Consider the following 23,037-nt stretch of genomic DNA (forward strand, 5'->3'; position numbering starts at 1 on the left):
CGGCACAGACAGGTTTCAGGACAGCTGGAGGGTTTTTCATGGGTGTGACCCTGTCCAAGGGCGGCAACGTCTCGCTCAGCAAGGAGGCCCCGGGCCTCAGCGCGGTGACCATCGGCCTGGGCTGGGCCGTCCGCACCACCACCGGCGCCGACTACGACCTGGACGCCTCCGCCCTGCTGTGCGCCCAGTCCGGGAAGGTCCTCACCGACCAGCACTTCGTCTTCTTCAACAACCTCACCAGCCCCGACGGTTCCGTGGTGCACTCCGGTGACAACCTCACCGGCGGCAGCCACGGCGACGACGAGCAGATCCAGGTGAACCTGGCCGCGGTCCCGGCCGAGGTCGGCAAGATCGTCTTCCCGGTCTCCATCTACGAGGCCGAGGAACGCGGTCAGAGCTTCGGCCAGGTCCGCGAGGCGTTCATCCGGGTGGTCAACCAGGCCGACGGCCGCGAGATCGCCCGCTACGACCTCACCGAGGACGCCTCCACCGAGACGGCCATGGTCTTCGGCGAGGTCTACCGGCACGGCGCGGAGTGGAAGTTCCGCGCCATCGGGCAGGGTTACGCCTCGGGCCTGCGCGGCATCGCCCAGGACTTCGGGGTCAACGTCGGCTGAACGGCGCGCCGGGCAGGGTGTCCGCCGGACGCCGGTGCGGGGCGGAAGGAGCGGGAGATGGCTGCATCCCGGGTGCGGTGGCGGTGGTGGGTGCTGCCGGGTGCCGCCCTGGCCGTCTGGGCCGTGGCGCACACCGACCGCGGCGGCACCACCCCGGACGCCGCACCGCGCCCGGCCGCCACGTCGTCCGCCGCGCCGGACGCCACCCCGTCCGCGACGCCCGGTGGCAGCACGACCGCCCCGCAGTCGGCGGGGGCGTACGACCCGGCCGACTGCGCCGCCGCGGTCCGCCGGTACGCGGCGGCCGCCGGCATCCGCCCCCAGTTGCTGATGGCGATCCTCTACAACGAGTCCTACAAGCCGCACGACCCGGCCCTGGAGCGGGCCTGGCAGCGCTACAAACCCGATGCCGCGTTCGGGGTCGCCAACATGCACCGGGCCGCGTTCGACGAGGTCAAGCGCGGCCGGGCGTTCGCCGACCGGAAGTGGGAGGAACTGCCGGACGACCGGGACCTCGCCGTCGAGGCGGCCGCCTGGTACCTGCACGACCTGGACCGCCAACTGCCCGCACGGCCCGTCGGGCACACCCGCGACGAACTGCTGGCGCTGGGCTACAACGCCGGTGCGGGCAACATGCGCGCCTTCGCGCACGGCACCCCGCCGGGCGTCCAGGCCCAGTCCTACCTGGACCGCCTGCACGAGAACTGGGCGCGGGCCGGCCGGGCCGTCAACCGGTGAGGCGACCGTCACCCCCGTGACGGTCCGGCGACAGGAAGGCGTCAGGACGCGGTGGTGGCGCGCTTTTGACGCCGCCTCACCCTGATACTTCAGGCATTGCGCAAGATAGGGAACCTTGCTGATTTCCTTGGCGTTGTAGCCGACGGACGCCGGACGCCGGACGCCGGGAACGTTATGGAGGAAGCTCATGGGCGTGGCCCTGACCAAGGGCGGCAACGTGTCGCTCAGCAAACAGGCCCCAGGTCTGACCGCCGTCAGGGTGGGGCTGGGCTGGCAGGTGGCGACCGCCACGGGGACCGGTCACGACCTGGACGCCAGCGCGCTGCTGTGCGGCGAGTCCGGCACGGTCCTGACCGACCAACACTTCGTCTTCTTCAACAACCTCACCAGCCCCGACGGTTCGGTGCGCCACTCGGGCAGCCGCCCCACGGGCGAGGACCAGGAACAGATCGAGGTCGACCTCGCCGCGGTCCCGCCCGAGGTCGCCAAGATCGTCTTCCCGGTCTCGCTCTACGAGGCCGAGCAGCGCCGGCAGAATTTCGGCCAGCTCAGCAGCGCCTACATCCGCGTGGTCGACCGGACCGGCGGCGCCGAGCTGGCCCGTTTCGACCTGTCCGGCCAGGCCGCCACCGAGACCGCCATGGTCTTCGGCGAGTTGTACCGCCACGGCACGGACTGGAAGTTCCGCGCGATCGGCCAGGGCTACGCCTCCGGGCTCGCCGGCATCGCGCAGGACTACGGCGTCGACGTGCTGCGCCAGGAGCCGGCCCCCGCGGCCGCACCGGCCCAGTCCGCGCCGCCCGCCCACCCCTCCACTGCGCCCACCGGGCCCGCCGCCCCGCCGGCGCCGCCCACGCCCACGGTGACGTCCGTGGCCGTGGCACCGGCCGCCGGAGCGGCGCCGTCCGGGCCGGGCTACGCCCCTGCCACCTCACCGCAACCGACAGGAAGTTCCGACATGACCTGCTTCTTCGACCCCAGCCACGGCCCCGGGATGACGCCCGTGACGTGGTCCCCGCAGTGGGGCGTGCCGCGCCAGGTCCAGACCTGCGGCGGCTGTGCGCAGCGGGTGCAGACCACCGCGCCGCCGTTCTACACCCCGGCCCAGGCCGGCTATCCGCAGCCCGTTCAGCAGGGCTACCCGCAGCAGGCGCAGCCGGGTTACCCCCAGCAGGGCTACGCCCAGCAGCCGGACCACCAGCAGGGCGGCGGCCGGCGCTTCGGCACCGGCGCGCTGATCGGCGCCGGTGCCGCCGGCCTGGTGGGCGGTGCGCTGCTGAACGAGGCGTTCGACGACGACGAGCCCGAGGTGGTCGTCAACAACTACTACGAGGGCGACGAGTACTGATCCGCCGCGTGGCAGCACCCGCCGGAGCCCGGTCGTGACCCGTCACGGCCGGGCTCCGGCGCGTTCGGCACCGGGCCGCCCGCGCGCTCACTGGGGCGCGATCCGCACCACCCCGGTGAGGGTGCCCTGCCACCACACGCCGCCCGGCGTGGCGTTGCCCGCCATCTGGAGCGTGTCGAAGAGGAAGCCGGTCCCCATGCGGTGACGGCTCGTCACCCGTCCGGTCTCCGCGTCGACGGCCAGGAAGTCGTAGCGGTCCAGGATGCCGGTCCGTGCCGGGTCCAGCAGGCCGGTGCGCTCCACGGTGTAGAGCGTGCCGTCCGCGACGGACAGCTTGGGCACGGCGGCGGAGCGGATCCGGGTGTCCCAGCGGATCGCGCAGCCGCTCCCGTCGCGGTCGACGTCGACCCGGGTGAGCCCGCCGGAGAACGGGGCGCTCGCCGGCTCCGCCGCCCCGGCGCCGTCCGGCACCGCCGGGTAGGGGTAGCCGTAGGTGCTGGCCACGTAGACGCTGTTGCCGGCCCCGATGGGCGAGTTCTCGGTGCCGCTGCCGTTGGGGTCGAGGACCGGTATCCGGCATACCGTGCGGTTGTCCTCGGTGGACACCACGATCAGGTGCTCCTGGGGAGCGGCGTTGTCGGTGATCGCCAGGTACTCGGAGCCGGTGCGCGGCCCGAAGAACGTCGGGGTGGCGCCCGTCCCGTGGCTGAGCTGCCCCGGTTTGCGGGCCGGCCCGCGGTCGTAGGACCGCTGCCAGAGCACCCGCGGCGTGCCGTCCGCGCCCGCGCGCAGCAGGTACAGCGCGCGGTCGGTGGCGACGGCGGTGCCCTCGGGCGCGGTGGAGATCGAGTTGGCGACGGGCTCGCCGAGGTCCGTCGTCCGCACCGTCTTCGTCGTCGTGTCCACCGTGCCGACGAGGCCGTGCGCGGTCGCGAACCACACCCGTCCCCGCCAGTCCGGGGAGAGCCCGACCACGCTGTCCCCGGCGGGCACGGCGCCGGTCAGCGGCGTCCGCTCGACGACCTTCAGTTCCCAGCCGCCGTCCGCCTTCTTGGTGTGGGCGATCCGCAGCAGGTCGCCGGAGCCGTCGGCGACCACCAGCCGGTCCCGCTCGTCCAGATAGCTGTAGATGCCGCCCAGGACGCTGGACTTGGCGAGCGTCAGTTCGGTGAGCGAGGCGCCGGTCGCCGGGTCGAGCAGGTGGACGTGCGGCGCCCGGTCGAACATGCCGGTGCACACGGCCACCGGGTAGCCGTCCGACCCGGCGACCACGGTCGGGCAGGCGGCCTGGAGCGCCGTGCGGTGGCTGACGGTCCCGCCGGCCCCGGGGCCGCTGCGGGGCGTGGTGTCCGACGAGGCACTGTCGCCGTGCATGGCCCCCGCCCCACCGGCGGCGAGGTGGGGGTTGGCGGGCGGGGCCGCGGCCCGCGCGGGCCCGGCCGTACCAAGGACGGCGGCCAGGGCGGCGGCGAGCGCGAGAACGCGGGTGCTGCGAGGGGGCATGGATCGGCTCCAGGATTCGGGAAGGGGGACGGCGCGCACCGGATTCGGGCGCGCCGGAAGCGCGGGCGGGACGGTGCACGCGCGGGTCGCACGGTCAGCGGTGGGGACGGTGGTGCGGAACGGGCGGCGCCGATCAACCGGCCCACCGGGAGGATCGGTTGGCATCGGCACCCCGGGGGCCGGCAGGCGGCGCGGCGGCATCCGGGACGATCGGTCCCGCACGCCGCGCGCACGGCGGTCCGGCGCGGAATCGGCCGGGCACGGTGGTCCGGCCGCCGTCCCGGACGACTGACGCCCGGTACGAACACGTACGAAAGAGGACGAACGGGGCGGGGTCAGCGGCCCGCCGGACGACACGCCGCGGACGCGAGCCGCGCGAGGTCCAGGAAGAGGCGTCTGTGCAGCGGGAGTTGACCCATCACGCGCGGCATTGCAGCATGCGCACCGCGAACCCGCAATCCCCGTCCCACCCCTGAAGACGCCCCGCGCCCACCGCGGAGATCGTCAACCGGATGCCTCCAGGGTCCCGCCCTCGGAGGGCAGCGGGCCGCGAGCCGGTGCCCACGCGGGGTTTGGCCCCTACGGTCGGGCCATGGCCGAAAACGAAAGTCCCCCAGCGCCCCCTCTCGCGCGCGCCGAGCGGTTCGTCTGGCTGACCGCCCGGGTGCTGGAGCAGCGGCTCTTCGCGTACCACTTCCTCGGCGGCGGCGCAGACCCGGTCGAGACCGCGCTCACCGCGTACCGCAACGACGACGACGGCTACGGCCACGCCCTGGAACCCGACCTGCGCGGCCCGGTCAGCCAGCCGCTGCACACCGCGCACGCCCTGAAGGTCCTGGACCGCATCGAGCGGTGCGACGGCCGCCGGGTCGAACGGATCTGCCGCTACCTCACCCGCATCTCGACCCCCGACGGGGCGCTGCCCGCGGTGCACCCCTCACTGCGCGGCTACCCGGCCGCACCCTGGATCCCGGTGGTCGACACCCCGCCGAGCTCCCTCCTGGCCACCGGCCCGGTGGTGGGGCTCCTGCACCGCAACCAGGTCTGGCACGCCTGGCTCTTCCGGGCCACCGACTACTGCTGGGCGGTCGTGGAGTCGCTGGAGCAGACCCACCCCTACGAGGCCGCGGCGGCCGTGGCCTTCCTGGACGGCGCCCCGGACCGGCCGCGGGCGGCCGCCGCGGCGCAGCGACTGGGCCGACTGGTGCGGGAGCAGGGCCTGGTCGTCCTCGATCCCGCGCGGGCGGCCGAGGCCCCGGTACCGGAGGGGTACGCCCCCGGGGAGCACCACTTCGCCTACCACTACGCGGCCACGCCCCGTTCGCTGGCCCGCAGTTGGTTCACCGACCAGGAGGTGGACCGGGCGCTGGACCACCTCGTCGCGCTCCAGGGGGACGACGGCGGCTGGCCCGTCACCTGGCGCCTGTGGGCACCGGGCACCGCGTTGGAGAGCCGTCCGATGGTGACACTGGAGGCGCTGCTCACCCTGCGCGCCTACGGGCGGCCGCTGGGTTGACCGGGGCCGCGCCGCCGGGCCGGCGGCGCGGTCACCCGCCCAGGGCCCGCACCCCCGCGGTGACGGCCACCGCGACCACGACGATCAACAGGAACGGCGCGCGCAGCAGCAGGGCGACGACCGCGGCGGCGACCCCGGCGGCCTTGGCGTCGAGCAGCAGGTGCCGGCCCTCGCTGAAGGTCTCCTGGGCGGTCAGCGCGGCCAGCAGCGCCACCGGCAACAGCGCGGCCAACCGTCTGACCAGGGGGCGCTCCAAGAGGCCGGCGGGCGCCGACAGGCCCAGGAACTTGACCAGGTAGCAGCCCACGGCGGTGGCGCCGATCGCGATCCAGACGGTCATGCCCGGTCCTCCCCCGGTCCGTCGTGGGACGCGCCGGCCCGCTCCTGTAGGACCGGCGCCTCGGGTATCGCCTCCCCCGGGGCGGGCGCCCGCCCGCGCCGCCCGTGGACGGCGAGGACGACGGGCGCGGCCAGCGCCGCGAGCAGCACCGGCACCCCGGCGGGCACGAGTGGCAGCGTCACCAGGAGCAGCAGCGCCGCGAGGCCGGCCGTGCAGCGCTCCACGGTGGACCGCAGCATCGGCGCGAGCAGCGCGACGAAGACGGCGGGGCCGGCCGCGTCCAGGCCCCAGGCGTCGGTGTCGCCGAGCGCCCGGGCCCCCAGGGCGCCGCCGAGGGTGGTGAGGTTCCACAGGACGTACAGCGACAGCCCGGTGACGGTGAAGCCCAGCCGGGCGCTGCGCCGGTCGGGCTGGGCCAGGGCGACCGCGGAGGTCTCGTCGATGATCCAGTGGGCGGCCAGCGGGCGGACCGCTCCCCGGTAGCCCAGGACGGCGGAGAGCCGCAGCCCGTAGAACGCGTTGCGGACGCCGAGGAAGAAGGCGCCGGCCGCGGCCGTCAACGGGTTGCCGCCCGCGGCGAGCGCGCCCACCAGGGCGAACTGCGAGGCCCCCGTGAAGACCAGCAGGCTCAGCGCGCAACTCTGCCAGACGCTGAGCCCGGCCCCGGCGGAGGTCACGCCGAAGGCGAAGCCGGACAGCCCGACCGCGACGCCGACGCCCAACGCGTCCCGGATCACGGCGGAGTCGGGCCACTGCGGCAGGGGCGCCACCGCCCGGACCGCCTGCTCGGCGGGCGCGCCCCGCGCCCCTCTCGGTGCCGTCTGCCGCGTGTCTGCTTGCGCTCTCTGTTTCGCCACGCCCCGGACCCTAGGAGGCGCCGCCGCCACCGTCTTGTACGTTCTTGCGCGCGACCGGGCCTCCGGGGAAGCGGGGGGACGGGGCCGCGCCGGCTAGCGCTCGGCGTCGCCGCGGGCCCGCGGCCTCGTGCTCCCGGGCCCCCCGGGCTCCCCTCCCAGCGCGCCGTGCGGCGCCGCGCGCTCCCGGCGGTAGGCGCCCGGCGGCACCCCGACGATCCGGGTGAAGTGCCGGTTCAGGTGCGGCTGGTCGGTGAAGCCGACCGCCACCGCCGTCCGTGCGGGCGGAGTGCCGGCCTCCAGGAGGCGGCGGGCGCGCCGTACCCGGGCGTCGGTGAGCCAGGTGTGCGGTGGCATCCCGTACGCCGCACGGAAGGCCCGCAGCAGCGCGAACGGACCGGTCCCCAGCTCCCGGGCGAGTTCCTCCAGGGTGGGCGGGTCGGCCATCCGCTCCTCCAGGACCGCCCTGGCCCGGGCGGCGGCGCGGGTGCCCGCCGTGCGGGGCGCGCGGGCCGGCAGCGGCCCCCCGTGGCCGCGCAGCAGCCGGGCCAGTGCGATCCGCAGCAGGCTGTCGGCGGCCAGCGCGTTGCCGGCCTCGGCGGCCCGGTGGATGCCGGCGATCAACCGGCCGGTGCCGGGCTCGTCGGCGACGGTACGGACGAAGCCCGCGGTGCCGCGCAGCCCGGTGGTCTCCCGGGCGATCCCGGCGACGACCTCCGCCGACGGGTACAGCGTGGCGTAGCTCCAGCCCTCGGGGGCACCGGCCCGCGCGCTGTGCGGCACCTCCGGGTTGAGCATCACGATGCCGCCGGGGCCGGCCCGGACCACGCCGTCCCGCAGCCCGACCGCCTCCACCCCCGAGGTGACCACGCAGATCACGTAGCCGTCGTGGGCGTGGCGGGGGAAGGAGTGCCCGACGTAGCGGGCCCGCAGCAGGTCCAGGCCGGGCAACTCGGGAGGGCGCCAGTGGCGCGCCCATTCGCCGCGCGCCCGCGGCACGGTCGGCGCGCCCCCCGCACTGATCATGGCCATGCCGCCATTGTGCGTCCGGCGCGCGGTCGGGCGGCGCGGCGTCCGCCCGGTGGACCGACCGCGACCCGGCCGCGGCCGCCTGCGGACCGGATTGTCAGTGGTCCGGTGCACGATGGGGGACATGACCCAGTCAGCGCTCGACTCCTTCTCGCCCGCGACCCGCGGCTGGTTCGCGGGGGCGTTCCGTGCGCCCACCGCGGCGCAGGAGGGCGCCTGGCGGGCCATCGCCGAGGGGTCGGACGTCCTGGTGGTCGCGCCGACGGGCTCCGGGAAGACGCTGGCCGCGTTCCTGGCGTCGCTGGACGCCCTGGCGAGCACCCCGCCGCCCGCCGAGCCGAAGAAGCGCTGCCGGGTGCTGTACGTCTCGCCGCTGAAGGCGCTCGCCGTCGACGTGGAGCGCAATCTGCGCAGTCCGCTGACGGGCATCCGCCAGGAGTCGGTCCGCCGCGGGCTGCCGGAGCCGGACGTCCGGGTCGGCACCCGCTCCGGCGACACCCCGGCCGCCGAGCGCCGTGCGCTGGCCACCCGCCCGCCGGACATCCTCATCACCACGCCCGAGTCGCTGTTCCTGATGTTGACGTCCGCGGCCCGGGAGGCGCTGGCCGGCGTCGAGACGGTGATCGTGGACGAGGTGCACGCGGTCGCCGGCACCAAGCGCGGCGCCCACCTCGCCCTGTCCCTGGAGCGGCTGGACGAGCTGCTGGACCGCCCGGCACGCCGGATCGGGCTGTCCGCGACGGTCCGCCCGGTGGAGGAGGTGGCCCGCTACCTCTCGCCCCGGCGCCGGGTGGAGATCGTCCAGCCGCCGTCCGGCAAGCGGTTCGACCTCACGGTGGTCGTCCCGGTGGAGGACATGGGCGAGCTCGGCAGCGCCCCCGTCCAGGAGGGCGAGACGGGCGAGAAGCCCTCCATCTGGCCGCAGGTCGAGGAGCGGATCGTCGATCTCGTCCAGGCGCACCGCTCCACGATCGTCTTCGCCAACTCCCGCCGCCTCGCCGAGCGGCTGTGCAACCGCCTCAACGAGATCGCCTACGAGCGCACCACGGGCACGCCGCTGCCCGAGCACCACTCCCCCGCCGAGCTGATGGCCGAGGCCGGCGCCGCCAAGGGAGCACCGGCCCTGCTGGCCCGCGCGCACCACGGCTCGGTCTCCAAGGAGCAGCGGGCCCAGGTGGAGGAGGACCTCAAGGCCGGGCGGCTGCCGGCCGTGGTCGCCACGTCCAGTCTGGAGCTGGGCATCGACATGGGCGCGGTCGACCTGGTCGTCCAGGTGGAGTCGCCGCCGTCGGTCGCCTCCGGACTCCAGCGGGTGGGGCGGGCCGGCCACCAGGTCGGCGCGGTCTCCAAGGGCATCGTCTTTCCCAAGTACCGCGGCGATCTGGTGCAGGCGGCGGTGGTCACCGAGCGGATGCGCGCGGGCGCCATCGAGGCGCTTCGGGTGCCCGCCAATCCGCTGGACGTGCTGGCCCAACAGGTGGTCGCGATGGCCGCGATGGACACCTGGGACGTCGAGGAGCTGCTGGCCGTGGTCCGCCGGGCGGCCCCGTTCGCCGCGCTCCCGGAGTCCGCGTTCACCGCCGTGCTGGACATGCTCGCCGGCCGCTATCCCTCCGACGCCTTCGCCGAGCTGCGCCCGCGCCTGGTCTGGGACCGCGTCGCGCAGACCGTCACCGGCCGTCCCGGTGCCCAGCGGCTGGCCGTGACGTCCGGCGGCACCATCCCGGACCGCGGCCTGTTCGGCGTCTTCCTGGCCGGCGAGAGCTCCGGAAAGGGCGGCGGCGGACGCCGGGTCGGCGAGCTGGACGAGGAGATGGTCTACGAGTCCCGCGTCGGCGACGTCTTCACGCTCGGCACCACGTCCTGGCGCATCGAGGACATCACCCGCGACCGGGTCCTGGTCACGCCCGCCCCCGGGGTGCCCGGCCGGCTGCCGTTCTGGAAGGGCGACCAGCTCGGCCGCCCGCTCGAACTGGGCCGCGCACTGGGCGCGTTCCTCCGGGAGATCGGCTCGCTCGCCCCCGAGGACGCCGGCGCCCGGATGTCCGCCGCCGGCCTCGACGACTGGGCGGTCGCCAACGTCCAGGGCTACCTCGCCGAGCAGCGCCAGTCCTGCGGCCACGTCCCGGACGACCGCACCATCGTCGTCGAGCGCTTCCGCGACGAGCTGGGCGACTGGCGGGTCGTCATCCACTCCCCCTTCGGGGCGCAGGTGCACGCCCCGTGGGCGCTGGCCCTGGGTGCCCGGCTCTCCGAGCGCTACGGCCTGGACGCCCAGGTGATGCACGCCGACGACGGCATCGTGCTGCGGCTGCCGGACGCCGACCTGATGGGCCTGGACTTCCTCGACGGCGAGGGCGACGGCGGCGGCTCCGGTGCGGCCGACCGCGCGGAGTTCGACCCCGAGCAGTCCCCGGTCGGCGCCGCCGACGTGGTCTTCGACCACGGCGAGGTCGACCAGCTCGTCACCGAACAGGTCGGCGGCTCCGCGCTGTTCGCCTCCCGCTTCCGGGAGTGCGCGGCGCGCGCCCTGTTGCTGCCCCGCCGCAGCCCCGGCAAGCGCACCCCGCTGTGGCAACAGCGCCAGCGCGCGGCCCAGTTGCTCCAGGTGGCGAGCGAGTTCGGGTCGTTCCCGATCGTCCTGGAGGCGGTCCGCGAATGCCTCCAGGACGTCTTCGACGTGCCGGGGCTGACGGAGTTGATGGCCGACATCGAGGCCCGCCGGGTGCGCCTGGTGGAGGTCACGACCCCCGAGCCGTCCCCGTTCGCCCGCTCGCTGCTCTTCGGCTACGTCGCCCAGTTCCTCTACGAGGGCGACTCCCCGCTCGCCGAGCGTCGCGCCGCCGCGCTGTCCCTGGATTCCCGGCTGCTGGCCGAGCTGTTGGGCCGGGCGGAGCTGCGCGAGCTGCTGGACGCGGAGGTCCTGACGGAGCTGGAGGCCGAGCTCCAGTGGCGCACCGAGGACCGTCGCGTCAAGGACGTCGAGGGCGTCGCCGACCTGCTGCGCCTGTTGGGGCCGCTGACCGACGCCGAGTTGGCCGAGCGGGGCGCCGAGCCGGCCTGGCCCGCGGAGCTGGCCGCGGCCCGCCGCGCCATCCGGGTGCGGATCGCCGGCACCGAGCACTGGGCCGCCGTCGAGGACGCCGGCCGCCTCCGGGACGCCCTGGGCACCGCGCTCCCGGTCGGCGTCCCCGAGTCGTTCACCGAGCCGGTCAAGGACCCGCTGGGCGATCTGCTCTCCCGGTACGCCCGCACCCACGGACCGTTCACGTCCGAGCAGGCGGCCACCCGCTTCGGCCTGGGCACCGCCGTGACCGACGGCACCCTCCAGCGCCTGGCCGCCACCGGCCGCCTCGTCCAGGGCGAGTTCCACCCCCAGGGGATCGGTCAGGAGTGGTGCGACGCCCAGGTGTTGCGCCGGCTGCGCCGCCGTTCGCTGGCCGCGCTGCGCGAGGAGTTGGAGCCGGTGCCGCCCGCCGCGCTGGCCGCCTTCCTCCCCCAGTGGCAGCACGTCGGCGCGCCGCGGCCGGCGCCCTCCTCCGGGGCGCCCGCGCCGCCGGCCGCCGGCTCGTCCGGGCTGCGCGGCCTCGACGGCCTGGTCCGCGCCGTCGAGCAGCTCCAGGGCGCGCCGGTGCCGGCCTCCGCCCTGGAGAAGCTGGTCCTGCCGTCCCGGGTCGGCGGCTACGCCCCGGCGCTGCTGGACGAGCTCACCGCCACCGGCGAAGTGCTGTGGGCCGGCGCGGGCGCCCTGCCCGGCAAGGACGGCTGGCTCTCGCTCCACCTCGCCGACACCGCGCCCCTCCTGCTCCGGCCCCCGCTGCCCCTGGAACTGTCCGCGCTGCACGAGTCGGTGCTGCGCGCCCTCGCCCCCGGCTACGGCCTGTTCTTCCGGCAGATCGCCGACCAGGTCCGGGCCACCACGCATCCGGACGCCACCGATCCGCAGCTCGCCGACGCCCTGTGGGAGCTGGCCTGGTCGGGTCGGCTCACCAACGACACCCTCGCCCCGCTGCGCGCCCTGCTCGGCTCGGGCCGCACGGCGGGCTCCACGGCCCACCGCGCCCGCCGCGCCGTCCCCCGGGGGAGGTATGGCACGCTGACCGCCGCCGCCCGCCCCACCGCGTCCCGCTCGGGTCCGCCGACCGTCGGCGGCCGCTGGTCCCTGCTCCCCGCGCCCGAGCCGGATCCGACGCACCGCGCCCACGCCCTGGCCCGCACGCTCCTCGACCGGCACGGCATCGTCACCCGCGGCGCGGTCGCCGCCGAGGGGGTCACCGGCGGCTTCTCCGCCGCCTACCGCGTGCTGGCCGCCTTCGAGGAGTCCGGGCAAGCCCGCCGCGGCTACGTCGTCGAGGGGCTGGGCGCCGCCCAGTTCGCCATGGACGGCGCGGTGGACCGCCTCCGGGCGATCAGCACCCAGCGGGAGCGCGGCACCGACGGCCCGTTCCCGGACGGCGGCCCGGCCCGGCGCGGGCGCGGCGGGGGGCCGCGCGCCCTGGTCCTCGCCGCGGCCGACCCGGCCAACGCGTACGGCGCCGCGCTGCCCTGGCCGGAGCCGCCCGAGGGCGCCACCCACAAGCCGGGCCGCAAGGCGGGCTCCCTGGTCGTCCTGGTCGACGGCGAGCTGACGCTCTACCTGGAGCGCGGCGGCAAGACGCTCCTGATGTGGCCGCTGGGCGGCGACCCGGCCCAGGCCGCCACCGACCCCCGCCTGCACTCCGCCGTCGAGGCCCTCGTCGACGGGGCCCGGGCGGGCGCCGTCGGCACCCTCACCACCGAGCGCATCAACGGCACCTCCGCCCTCACCTCCCCCTACGCGCCCGTCCTGGAGGCCGCGGGCTTCCACCCCACGCCCCGGGGAATGCGGCTGCGCGGCTGACCCCGCCGGCGGTCTGACCCCGCCGGCGGTCTCCGGGCCGTGGACCGGGCCGCCCGCCCGCAGCCCACGGTGCATGATGGCCCCATGCCCGAAGGCGACACCGTCTGGCGGCTGGCGCACCGTCTCCACCAGGCGCTGGCCGGCGCCCCGCTGATCCGCTGCGACTTCCGCGTCCCGCGCCTGGCGACGGTGGACCTCACCGGCCGCGAGGTACGGGCGGTGGTGTCCCGCGGCAAGCACCTGCTCACCCGCTTCGACGGCGACCTGACCCTCCACTCCCACCTGCGGATGGACGGCGCCTGGAAGATCTACGCCCCGGCCGAGCGCTGGCGCGGCGGCCCCGCGCACCAGATCCGGGCGGTCCTCGGCACCACCGTGCACACCGCCGTCGGCTACCGCCTGCCCGTCCTGGAGCTGTTGCGCACCGCCGACGAGCCCCGGGTCACCGGGCATCTGGGCCCCGATCTGCTGGGCCCGGACTGGGACGCCGCCGAGGCCCTGAGCCGGCTGCTCGCCATACCCGACCGCCCCCTCGGCGAGGCCCTGCTCGACCAGCGCAACCTCGCCGGCATCGGCAATGTCTACAAGTCCGAGCTGTGCTTCCTGCTCGGCGCCTCCCCTTGGCTGCCCATCGGCCGCCTCACCGCCCCGGAACGCGCCCCCGCGCTGGCCAAGAAGCTCCTGGAGGCCAACAAGGACCGCCCGACCCGGGTCACCACCCCCTGGGGCGCCCGCTCCCGCCCCTTCGACGGCGGCGCGGCCGCCCGCTCGGACCGCCGCCTGTGGGTCTACGGCCGCGCCGGCCGCCCCTGCCTGCGCTGCGGTACCGTCGTCCACACCGCCGAGCAGGGCCCCGGCAGCGAAGAACGGGTCACCTACTGGTGCCCCACCTGCCAGCCGCCCCCATCCGCGCCGTGACGCTCCGTCAGTCGCCCCCGCTCCGGGACCTGCGCCACCACTGCCCGACGAGCCGCCCCGCCTCGGAGCGCCGCCACGCCTGCGTCAGCCGTGCCTCCACGGCCGCGACCGCGCCGTCCCGCCGGAACGGACCGCGCGCCCCCGCCCGTCGCCCGCTCCACGGAACGCAGTGCACGGGCAGCAGGCTGAGCCCCCAGCCCGCGGTCGCCACCGCCCCTTCCACCGGTCCGGCCGACCCCGGCCACAGGACCAGCCGGCACACCGCCCACCACCACACGCCCCCGACGAGCGCCGCGGATATCCACCGTCCCGGCACGTACCACGCACGCCTCGCCATGCCTGCCTCCTCGGGCCGACGCTAGACCGGGCCCGTCACCGGCGACAGGGGCGCACCGGCGCACGCCCGGCGCGTGCGGTGCGCTCCGAAAACCCCGGCGACGGGCCCGTTCACCGGCCGGTCACCGGGCCGAGTCCGACGGGCCGCGGTCAGTGGGCCTCGGCCTGGAACATCCAGTGGTGCTTCTCCAGGTCGGCGGTGAGGCCGATGAGGATGTCCTGGCTGACCGGGTCGGGCTCGTCGGTCGCGGCGATCCGCTCCCGCATCCGCCCGATGATCACTCCGAGCGCGTCCACCAGCGTCCGGACGACGTCGACGTCCTTGACCCAGCCGTCCGGCGCCTCGCTGATGCCGCTGGTCTTGGCGACCGTCGCGGACCGGCCGTCCGGCGAGACCCCGATCGCCGAGGCCCGCTCAGCCACCGTGTCGGCGTGCATCCGGGCGGTGGCGACGACCTCGTCGAGCTGGAGGTGGACGGAGCGGAAGCGCGGACCGACGACGTTCCAGTGCACCTGCTTGGCGACCAGGGAGAGGTCCACCAGGTCCACCAGGGCCCCCTGGAGGGCGTTGCCGACGACGGCTCGGGCTTCCTCGGACAGCGTGCTTGTGACCACAGACATCCAGATACTCCCTTTCAGGCGCATTAAGGACATTCATGCGAATAATCCGATTTAGCCCCATGGTACGGGCCAGGGCTCCGCTCCGAGCAGCCCAGCCGGTCCGGCCGGGCCCGCACCGGGGCACCATCCGGCCAGCAGGAAGCCCCGGCGGGCTGCTGCCCGCCGGGGCTCCGGCCGTGCTTGGTCTGCGGTGTCAGGCCGCGACGACATCCACGACGTCGGCCGGGGACTTGATGGTCACGCGCTCCTCCGGCACTCCGGCCAGGGACGCGACGGACACCGAGTTGAGCTTCGGTCGCACCGGCGCCGGCACCGTGTCCGTCGCAGCCGCGGAGGCCGCCAGCTCGGCGAGCGCCAGCTCGTCGCTGACCTCCCGCATCAGCTCGGACATGCGCACGTCCAGCGCGTCGCAGATCGCCGAGAGCAGTTCGGAGGACGCCTCCTTCTGGCCCCTCTCGACCTCGGACAAGTAGCCGAGTGACACCCGGGCGGAGGACGAGACCTCGCGCAGGGTGCGGCCTTGGCGCTGACGCTGTCGGCGCAGCACGTCACCCAGCAGGCGACGAAGCAGAATCATCGCTGGCTCCCTCCTCGGACCTCGGACGCGGATCCTTCTCGCCCCACCGTACCGCCTCGGGCCGCAGCCGTGCCGGGAGCGAGTACGTGTTCACTCAGGGCTGCAAACATCCATTCCCCCCGTGTTGTTCCGTATCCTGTGCCCGCGCATTTTCTGCGAGTTCGCCCAACAGCAGCGCGAGCACCGCCTGAACGCTGTCCCGACGGATCCGGTCACGATCCCCCGCCAGCGCCAGCCGCCGTGCCTTTCCCACACCGTCCGGCCCCTGGACGGCCACGTAGACGGTGCCCACCGGCTGCCCGTCCTGCGGCTCCGGCCCCGCGACGCCGGTGGTGGCGATGCCCCAGTCGGCCCCGAGCACCCGGCGCACCCCGGCCGCCATCTGCCGCGCGACCTCGCCGTCCACGGCCCCACGGGCGTCCAGCAGCGCGCCGTCCACGCCCAGGAGTTCCCGCTTGACGTCGGTGGCGTAGGCCGTGACCGACCCGCGCACCACCCGCGAGGCCCCGGGAACGCCGGTCAGCTCGCCCGCGACCAGCCCGCCGGTGAGCGATTCGGCCACCGCCAGGCTCTGCCGCCGCCCGGCGAGCACCTCCAGCGCCCCGGCCGCCGCAGAACCCGGCGCACTCACCGGTCCTCGCCCGTTTCCGCCCGCACGGCCCGCTCGACTTGTTCGGCCCGCTCGCGGGCCAGCCCGGCCCGGCGCAGCACCACGGCCTGTCGGACGTAGTCGAGCCCGGTCGCCACGGTCAGGACCACCGCCACCGCCATCACCCACCAGCGGAAGGTGGCCAGCGGCCCGGTCAGCACCAGGACGTACATGCCCACGGCGGTGCCCTGCGCCAATGTCTTGATCTTGCCGCCCCGGCTGGCCGGAATCACTCCGTGTTTGATCACCCAGAACCGCATCAGGGTGATGCCCAGCTCCCGGAAGAGGATCACGCCCGTCACCCACCAGGGCAGGTCCCCCAGCATCGACAGGCAGATCAGCGCCGCCCCCATGATCGCCTTGTCCGCGATCGGGTCGGCGATCTTGCCGAAGTCGGTGACCAGGTTGTACGTCCGCGCCAGGTGACCGTCGAAGATGTCGGTGATCATGGCGATGGCGAAGGCCGCCCAGGCGAACGCCCGCCAGGCCGGGTCGTGGCCGCCGTCGTGCACCAGCAGCAGCACGAACGCCGGGACCAGCAGCAACCGCAGCATCGTCAGGACGTTGGCGATGTTCCACAGCCCGGCCTGCCGGGCGACCGGCGCCGTGCGCGGCCTCCCGGCGGCAGAAGCCGAGGCTCCGCTCATCTGCCCGCCTCCTCGGTACATCCCGTACCGTCCACCGACAGCACCTCCGCCACGAGGTCCACGCCCTCGCTGGCGACCACCTTTGCTTCGACCATACGACCGGGCCGCAGGTCCTGGCCGCCCGTGAGCAGCGTGACGCCGTCGGTCTCCGGCGCCTGGTGCGCGGCCCGCCCGACGACGCCGTCGTCCTCGTCGTCGATCCGGTCCACCAGCACCCGGACGCTCTCCCCGACCCGCTCGGAGGCCCGCTGCGCGGTCAGCTCCTCGGCCAGGCGGGAGACCCGCGCCAGCCGCTCGGCGACCACCTCGGGGTCGAGCTTGTCGCCGTAGCCGGCGGCCTCGGTGCCGTCCTCGTCGGAGTAGCCGAAGACGCCGATGGCGTCCAGCCGGGCCTCGCCGAGGAACCGCTCCAGCTCCGCCACGTCGCCCTCCGACTCGCCGGGGAAGCCGACGATGAAGTTCGAGCGGGCGCCGGCCTGCGGCGCCTTGCTGCGGATGGTCTCCAGGAGCTCCAGGAAGCGGTCGGTGTCGCCGAACCGCCGCATCGCGCGCAGCACCCCGGGCGCGGAGTGCTGGAAGGACAGGTCGAAGTAGGGCGCCACCTTGTCGGTGCCGGTCAGCACGTCGATCAGGCCGGGCCGCATCTCGGCGGGCTGGAGGTAGCTGACCCGGATCCGCTCGATGCCGTCGACGGCGGCCAGCTCCGGCAGCAGCGTCTCCAGCAGGCGGATGTCGCCCAGGTCCTTGCCGTAGGACGTGTTGTTCTCGGAGACCAGCATGATCTCCTTGACGCCCTGCTCGGCCAGCCAGCGGGTCTCGCCGAGCACGTCCGAGGGACGGCGCGAGATGAACGAGCCGCGGAAGGACGGGATCGCGCAGAACGAACAGCGCCGGTCACAGCCCGAAGCCAGCTTCACCGAGGCCACCGGCTCGTTGCCCAGTCTGCGGCGCAGCGGCGCCCGCGGCCCCGAAGCCGGTGCGACGCCCTCGGGCAGGTCCTGCGGCGGCGCCGCGGGCTCCTCGGCGTCGGACTGGGCGTGGCCGGGCAGCGCGATCCCCGCGGCGTCCTGGCGCTCCGCCGGGCTGATCGGCAGCAGCTTGCGGCGGTCGCGCGGGGTGTGCGAGGCGTGGACTCCGCCGCTGAGGATGGTCTGCAGGCGGTCGGAGATGTCGGCGTAGTCGTCGAACCCGAGAACCCCGTCCGCCTCGGGCAGCGCCTCGGCGAGTTCCTTGCCGTAGCGCTCGGCCATGCAGCCGACGGCGACGACGGCCTGGGTCCGGCCCTGATCCTTCAGATCGTTGGCTTCCAGCAGGGCGTCGACGGAGTCCTTCTTGGCGGCTTCGACGAAGCCGCAGGTGTTGACGACGGCGACGTCCGCATCGGTGGCGTCCTCGACGAGCTCCCAGCCGTCCGCTGCCAAGCGGCCTGCGAGCTCCTCCGAGTCCACCTCGTTACGGGCGCAGCCAAGGGTGACGAGGGCGACGGTACGGCGTTCGGGCATGGGGCTCAGCCTACTTCGTCCCGGACACCCCCATGGCGCGCAGGTCTCCGCCGCCCGTCCCAGGGGTCCCGGGAGGGGCGGCGGAAGGGTTCCGACCGGCGCTGCTCAGCCCGCCTGCGGGTCCCCCGGCGTGTAGCTCAGCCGCTCCACCGAGCCCTCGTCGCCGACCTTCTTGACCTCCTTGCCGTTGACGTACAGCTGTACGGCCCCGGCGTTGCCGACGACGAGGTCGATCCGCTTCTTGTCGGTGAACGTCTTCGACTCCCCCTGCTTGAGCAGCCCGTCCTGCAGGAGCTTGCCGTTGGCGTCCTTGGCGGAGACCCAGCTCTGGCCGTCCTTGGCGGTCACCTTGATCGTGACCTTGTCCTTGGGCAGTCCGGCGATGGCGCTGTCGGAGGGCGCCGGACGGGGCGGCTGCGGGGCCTGGGGTCGGATGGTGCTGGGGGCCGGGCCGGGCTTGTCGGCCTTGGCGGTGTCGGAGGCGATCGGCCCGCCCTGGTGCTTGCTGCCACTGCTGAAGAACGTGAAGCCGGCGAAGCCGATCACCGCGACGATGGCCGCCACCATCGCCGCGGTCCAGTTGGGGCGGCGCGGTTCCGACCGGATCCGCTCCGCCTCGAAGAGCGGGGCGGCGACGGTCGGGGTGGGCCGGCCGCCGTGGTCGGCGTCGTAGCGTTCGATCAGGGATTGGGGGTCGAGGGAGACGGCTCGGGCGAGCGCTCTGATGTGTCCGCGTGCGTAGACGTCGCCGCCGCAGCGGGAGAAGTCGTCCTGCTCGATCGCGTGCACGAGGGGGATCCGCACCCGTGTCGCCGTACTGACCTCTTCGACGGTCAGTCCCGCGCCGATGCGGGCCTGCTGGAGGGCTCGGCCGACCGAAGGCCGGTCCGGACCGGGGGAAGCCCGGTCCTCTTCGGGGGAGTTGGGGGAGTTGCCGATGGACACGGGGGCGCCTTTCGAGCGTGTAGCCACCTGCTGGAAGTTCAGTCTAGGGGTGTTGCGAAAGGGTCGGGCAAGCGGGAGAGCCGGGTTTGTACGCCATCAGAACGCCCCGCGGCGCTGCCTCGGGGCCGGAGGCCGCAGCGGCCTCCCCCGCTTCCCTCAACTTGACGTGCGGCCAAGGAAAACGGTTGCCTCCGCGCGCGGACGAAGGGGCCCGCACGTGCGTGCTACTGGGTAGCCTCCCCCCGGATGACGGCGAGCACTCCGTCCAATTCATCCGGCTTCACCAACACGTCGCGCGCCTTGGAGCCCTCGCTCGGCCCTACGACGTTCCGCGACTCCATCAGGTCCATCAGCCGTCCGGCCTTGGCGAAGCCCACCCGCAGCTTGCGCTGGAGCATCGAGGTCGACCCGAACTGGGTGGACACCACCAGCTCCGCCGCCTGGCACAGCAGGTCGAGGTCGTCGCCGATGTCCTCGTCGATCTCCTTCTTCTTGGCGGTGCCGACGGTGACGTCGTCCCGGAAGACCGGCGCCATCTGGTCCTTGCAGTGCTGGACGACGGCCGCCACCTCGTCCTCGGTGACGAACGCGCCCTGCATCCGGACCGGCTTGTTCGCGCCCATCGGCAGGAACAGCCCGTCGCCCTTGCCGATCAGCTTCTCGGCGCCGGGCTGGTCGAGGATGACGCGGCTGTCGGCCAGCGAGGAGGTCGCGAACGCCAGCCGGGACGGCACGTTGGCCTTGATCAGGCCGGTGACGACGTCGACCGACGGCCGCTGGGTGGCCAGCACCAGGTGGATGCCGGCCGCGCGGGCCAGCTGCGTGATGCGGACGATGGCGTCCTCGACGTCCCGCGGCGCGACCATCATCAGGTCGGCCAGCTCGTCCACGATCACCAGCAGGTACGGGTACGGCGACAGCTCCCGCTCGCTGCCCGCGGGCGTCTTGAGCTTGCCGGAGCGGACGGCCTCGTTGAAGTCGTCGATGTGCCGGTAGCCGAACGCCGCGAGGTCGTCGTAGCGCAGGTCCATCTCGCGCACCACCCACTGGAGCGCCTCGGCGGCCCGCTTGGGGTTGGTGATGATCGGCGTGATCAGGTGCGGGATGCCCTCGTAGGCCGTCAGTTCCACCCGCTTGGGGTCGACGAGCACCATCCGGACGTCGTCGGGGCTGGCCCGCATCATGATCGAGGTGATCAGGCAGTTGATGCAGGACGACTTGCCGGAGCCGGTGGCACCGGCGACCAGCACGTGCGGCATCTTCGCGATGTTCGCCATCACGTAGCCGCCCTCGACGTCCTTGCCGAGCGCGACCAGCATCGGGTGGTCGTCCCCGGCGGCGTCCGCCAGGCGCAGCACGTCGCCGACGTTGACCATCTCGCGGTCGGTGTTCGGGATCTCGATGCCGACCGCGGACTTGCCCGGAATCGGCGAGATGATCCGCACGTCCGGGGAGGCCACCGCGTACGCGATGTTCTTGGCCAGCGCGGTGATCTTCTCGACCTTCACCGCGGGGCCGAGCTCGACCTCGTAGCGGGTGACCGTCGGGCCGCGGGTGAAGCCGGTGACCGAGGCGTCGACCTTGAACTCGGTGAAGACGTTGGTCAGCGACTCCACTATGGCGTCGTTGGCGGCGCTGCGGGACTTCCCCGGGCCGCCGCGGGTCAGCAGGTCCAGCGAGGGCAGGGCGTAGGTGATGTCGCCGGCGAGCTGGAGCTGCTCGGCGCGCGGCGGCAGGTCGCCGGACGGCTCGGGGGCGGCCTTGGTCAGGTCCGGCACCGCGGCCTTGGTGAGGTCCGGCACCTTCGCGGAACGCTCGGCCGCGACCGGCGGGGCGGCCGCGGCGGGCTCCGCGCCCCGCGCCGGCGGCACCGCGCCGCTCTCCTCGGTGACGTCGCCGGTGCGCTCCCGGCGCTCCCCGGAGATGCCGCCGCTGAGCTCGGCGACCAGCGGCGAGGGCTGGACGCCGTGCAACACCGCGCCGTCCAGCGCCGCGGCGGCCGCGGCGGCGACGTCCACCGCGTCCATCGGCCGGTCGGCGGGCTGGGCCGACGTCCGGCGCGGCCGCCGCTTGGCCAGCGCCGCCTCCTCCAACGCCTCCGGCTCGGTCGGGTCGGCGGGGGCGCGCCGCGACCGGCGGGCCGGTGCCTCGCGCCAGTCCTCCGCGTACTCCGGTTCCTCGTCGTACACGTCGGCGTCGGCGGGCTCCAGGACGCCCAGGCGCGCGCCGAGCGCCCGCAGCCGCTGCGGGATGGCGTTCACCGGTGTCGCGGTCACCACCAGCAGCCCGAAGACGGTGAGCAGCACCAGCAGCGCCACCGCCAGGGTCTGGCCGACGGTGAAGATCAACGGTTTGGAGACCGCCCAGCCGACGTAGCCGCCGGCGTCCTGTATGGCGGCGAGCCCGTCGCCGCGCCCCGGGGAGCCGCAGGCCATCGCCACCTGGCCGAGCACCCCGATCACCAGCGCCGAGAGCCCGATGACGATCCGTCCGTTGGCCTCCGGCCGCTCCGGATGCCGGATGAGCCGGATCGCGATGCCGCCGAGGAGGATCGGGACGACCAGGTCGAGCCGCCCGAACGCACCGGTCACCAGCAGCTCGACGAGGTTGCCGACCGGGCCGGAGAGGTTGGACCAGGTGCCGGCCGCGACGACCAGCGCCAGGCCGAGCAGCAGCAGCGCCAGCCCGTCCTTGCGGTGCGCCGGGTCGAGGTTCTTGGCACCGCGGCCGAAGCTGCGGAACACCGCTCCGATGCCGTGCGCGGCACCCAGCCAGCAGGCCCGCGCGAGCCGGTAGACGCCGCCGGTCGGCGACGGTGCCGGAGCCGGCCTCGGCGCCGCCTTCTTCTTGGCGGTCGCCTTCTTCGCCGGCGCCTTCTTGGCGACCGCGGCCTTCTTGGCCGGCGGCCGCTTCGCGGGTGCCTTCTTGGCGGCGGCCTTCTTCGCTGCGCCCCCGGACTGTCCGGCGCGCGGCTTCGAGGGGCCCGCCGTGCGCTGGGTTCCCTTGCCGGACGTACGTGAGGCCATGCCGACGAGATTACAGGCGCCGGCGCGCGCGGCACGAGCGCACGGCGCTTCACCCATTCGTGTCGCGCGCCGGGCGGGTGACAGGCCGTCAGCCGGCCGCGGACGCCCCGTCAGCCGGCGGGCGTCCCCGCACCGGGCTCCAGGGCGTCCAGCGCCCGCCGCAGGCCGGTCAGTTTGCGCTCCAAGTGCGCGGCGGTGGCCACCGCCGCGGCGTCCGCGGTCTCGTCGAGCTGTTTGGAGAGCGCCTCGGCCTGCTCCTCGACGGCGGCCAGCCGCGCGGAGAGTTCGGCCAGCAGCCCGGCGGTCTCCTTGGTCTCGCCGACGTTCTGCCGGCCGCCGTCCAGCTGGAGCCGAAGCAGCGCCGCCTGCTCCCGCAGTTGGCAGTTCTTCATGTACAGGTCGACGAAGACCGAGACCTTCGCGCGCAGCACCCACGGGTCGAACGGCTTGGAGATGTAGTCGACCGCACCGGCCGCGTACCCGCGGAAGGTGTGGTGCGGACCGTGGTTGATCGCGGTGAGGAAGATGATCGGGATGTCGCGGGTGCGCTCCCGCCGCTTGATGTGCGCGGCGGTCTCGAACCCGTCCATCCCCGGCATCTGCACGTCGAGCAGGATCACCGCGAAGTCGTCGGTGAGCAGTGCTTTGAGCGCTTCCTCCCCGGACGATGCCCGCACCAGTGTCTGATCGAGCGCGGAGAGGATCGCCTCCAGCGCCAGCAGATTCTCCGGCCGGTCATCGACCAGGAGGATCTTGGCCTTCTGCACCATGGCCCGTCCTCCTCGCCCCGGCATGGAACCGGACGCCGCCCCAGGGGACGACTCCGTCACGCCGCCCGTCCTTGTGCCGGTCATCGTAGCTGCACCCCGCCTGTCGCCACACCCTGTCACCGCGATGTCACAGTGCACGTAGCAGAAACGCAGCGAGAGACGAGAAAGTTCCCCGAATCGCGCGGTTCCACACGTCCACGGCCACACTCAGTCAGCACGCGG

Annotated in this window: 19 protein-coding genes; 6 read left to right on the plus strand and 13 right to left on the minus strand. The window is 74.4% G+C overall.

Annotated elements, in window-relative coordinates; translation table 11 throughout:
- The first annotated feature begins 38 nt into the window (after positions 1-38).
- From ACLJT4_RS35015 to ACLJT4_RS35025, 3 genes are all read left to right on the plus strand, one after another.
- The gene (locus ACLJT4_RS35015) at positions 39-617 is read left to right on the plus strand and encodes a TerD family protein (RefSeq protein WP_016572786.1); all 579 of its coding nucleotides are present in this window, start codon (positions 39-41) and stop codon (positions 615-617) included.
- 57 nt (positions 618-674) lie between these two features.
- Positions 675-1,355, plus strand: a complete 681-nt coding sequence (locus tag ACLJT4_RS35020; protein ID WP_411128665.1) for a transglycosylase SLT domain-containing protein — start codon at positions 675-677, stop codon at positions 1,353-1,355.
- A 187-nt stretch (positions 1,356-1,542) separates the two neighbouring features.
- Positions 1,543-2,703 (plus strand): TerD family protein, encoded by a 1,161-nt coding sequence (locus ACLJT4_RS35025; RefSeq protein ID WP_411128667.1) that lies wholly within the window; start codon positions 1,543-1,545, stop codon positions 2,701-2,703.
- Positions 2,704-2,790: 87 nt separating this feature from the next.
- Here ACLJT4_RS35025 and ACLJT4_RS35030 read toward each other — a convergent pair whose 3' ends face one another.
- Positions 2,791-4,206, minus strand: coding sequence for a hypothetical protein (locus ACLJT4_RS35030; protein ID WP_411128669.1), 1,416 nt, complete (start codon positions 4,204-4,206; stop codon positions 2,791-2,793).
- A gap of 592 nt (positions 4,207-4,798) precedes the next feature.
- Here ACLJT4_RS35030 and ACLJT4_RS35035 point away from each other — a divergent pair.
- On the plus strand, positions 4,799-5,722 hold the full coding sequence (locus ACLJT4_RS35035) for a hypothetical protein (RefSeq protein WP_411128671.1): 924 nt from the start codon (positions 4,799-4,801) through the stop codon (positions 5,720-5,722).
- Positions 5,723-5,753: 31 nt separating this feature from the next.
- Here the strand turns inward: ACLJT4_RS35035 and ACLJT4_RS35040 are convergent, their stop codons facing one another.
- The 3 genes from ACLJT4_RS35040 to ACLJT4_RS35050 form a co-directional block, all read right to left on the minus strand.
- Positions 5,754-6,062 (minus strand): AzlD domain-containing protein, encoded by a 309-nt coding sequence (locus ACLJT4_RS35040; RefSeq protein WP_411128673.1) that lies wholly within the window; start codon positions 6,060-6,062, stop codon positions 5,754-5,756.
- A complete protein-coding gene (locus tag ACLJT4_RS35045; RefSeq protein ID WP_411128707.1) occupies positions 6,059-6,832 on the minus strand; it encodes an AzlC family ABC transporter permease in 774 nt (257 codons plus the stop codon). The genes ACLJT4_RS35040 and ACLJT4_RS35045 overlap by 4 nt, the downstream gene beginning before the upstream one ends.
- Positions 6,833-7,012: 180 nt before the next feature.
- On the minus strand, positions 7,013-7,948 hold the full coding sequence (locus ACLJT4_RS35050) for an AraC family transcriptional regulator (RefSeq protein ID WP_411128675.1): 936 nt from the start codon (positions 7,946-7,948) through the stop codon (positions 7,013-7,015).
- Positions 7,949-8,069: 121 nt separating this feature from the next.
- Between ACLJT4_RS35050 and ACLJT4_RS35055 the strand changes: the two genes are divergently transcribed.
- Positions 8,070-12,824, plus strand: a complete 4,755-nt coding sequence (locus ACLJT4_RS35055) for a DEAD/DEAH box helicase (protein ID WP_411128677.1) — start codon at positions 8,070-8,072, stop codon at positions 12,822-12,824.
- Between the two features lie 84 nt (positions 12,825-12,908).
- The gene (locus ACLJT4_RS35060; protein ID WP_411128679.1) at positions 12,909-13,742 is read left to right on the plus strand and encodes an Fpg/Nei family DNA glycosylase; all 834 of its coding nucleotides are present in this window, start codon (positions 12,909-12,911) and stop codon (positions 13,740-13,742) included.
- A gap of 7 nt (positions 13,743-13,749) precedes the next feature.
- On the opposite strand, the gene ACLJT4_RS35065 is transcribed toward ACLJT4_RS35060, so the two are convergent.
- The 9 genes from ACLJT4_RS35065 to ACLJT4_RS35105 form a co-directional block, all read right to left on the minus strand.
- Positions 13,750-14,079, minus strand: coding sequence for a hypothetical protein (locus tag ACLJT4_RS35065; RefSeq protein WP_411128681.1), 330 nt, complete (start codon positions 14,077-14,079; stop codon positions 13,750-13,752).
- A 149-nt stretch (positions 14,080-14,228) separates the two neighbouring features.
- On the minus strand, positions 14,229-14,699 hold the full coding sequence (locus ACLJT4_RS35070; protein WP_411128683.1) for a Dps family protein: 471 nt from the start codon (positions 14,697-14,699) through the stop codon (positions 14,229-14,231).
- A 193-nt stretch (positions 14,700-14,892) separates the two neighbouring features.
- Positions 14,893-15,276, minus strand: coding sequence for a helix-turn-helix domain-containing protein (locus ACLJT4_RS35075; RefSeq protein ID WP_233660265.1), 384 nt, complete (start codon positions 15,274-15,276; stop codon positions 14,893-14,895).
- 94 nt (positions 15,277-15,370) lie between these two features.
- Positions 15,371-15,907, minus strand: coding sequence for a CinA family protein (locus ACLJT4_RS35080; RefSeq protein ID WP_016571083.1), 537 nt, complete (start codon positions 15,905-15,907; stop codon positions 15,371-15,373).
- Positions 15,904-16,572, minus strand: a complete 669-nt coding sequence (gene pgsA, locus ACLJT4_RS35085) for a CDP-diacylglycerol--glycerol-3-phosphate 3-phosphatidyltransferase (protein ID WP_411128686.1) — start codon at positions 16,570-16,572, stop codon at positions 15,904-15,906. Before pgsA ends, ACLJT4_RS35080 begins: the two co-directional genes overlap by 4 nt.
- On the minus strand, positions 16,569-18,074 hold the full coding sequence (gene rimO, locus ACLJT4_RS35090; protein ID WP_411128688.1) for a 30S ribosomal protein S12 methylthiotransferase RimO: 1,506 nt from the start codon (positions 18,072-18,074) through the stop codon (positions 16,569-16,571). Before rimO ends, pgsA begins: the two co-directional genes overlap by 4 nt.
- A gap of 105 nt (positions 18,075-18,179) precedes the next feature.
- Complete coding sequence (locus ACLJT4_RS35095; RefSeq protein ID WP_411128690.1) at positions 18,180-19,019, minus strand: helix-turn-helix domain-containing protein; 840 nt, start codon at positions 19,017-19,019, stop codon at positions 18,180-18,182.
- Between the two features lie 224 nt (positions 19,020-19,243).
- Positions 19,244-22,045, minus strand: a complete 2,802-nt coding sequence (locus ACLJT4_RS35100; protein WP_411128692.1) for a DNA translocase FtsK — start codon at positions 22,043-22,045, stop codon at positions 19,244-19,246.
- 110 nt (positions 22,046-22,155) lie between these two features.
- Positions 22,156-22,815, minus strand: coding sequence for a two-component system response regulator (locus ACLJT4_RS35105; RefSeq protein ID WP_411128694.1), 660 nt, complete (start codon positions 22,813-22,815; stop codon positions 22,156-22,158).
- Positions 22,816-23,037 lie beyond the last annotated feature (222 nt).

The organism is Streptomyces sp. x-19, assembly GCF_046549115.1.
In the GTDB taxonomy this organism is placed as follows: Bacteria; Actinomycetota; Actinomycetes; order Streptomycetales; family Streptomycetaceae; genus Streptomyces; species Streptomyces albulus_C.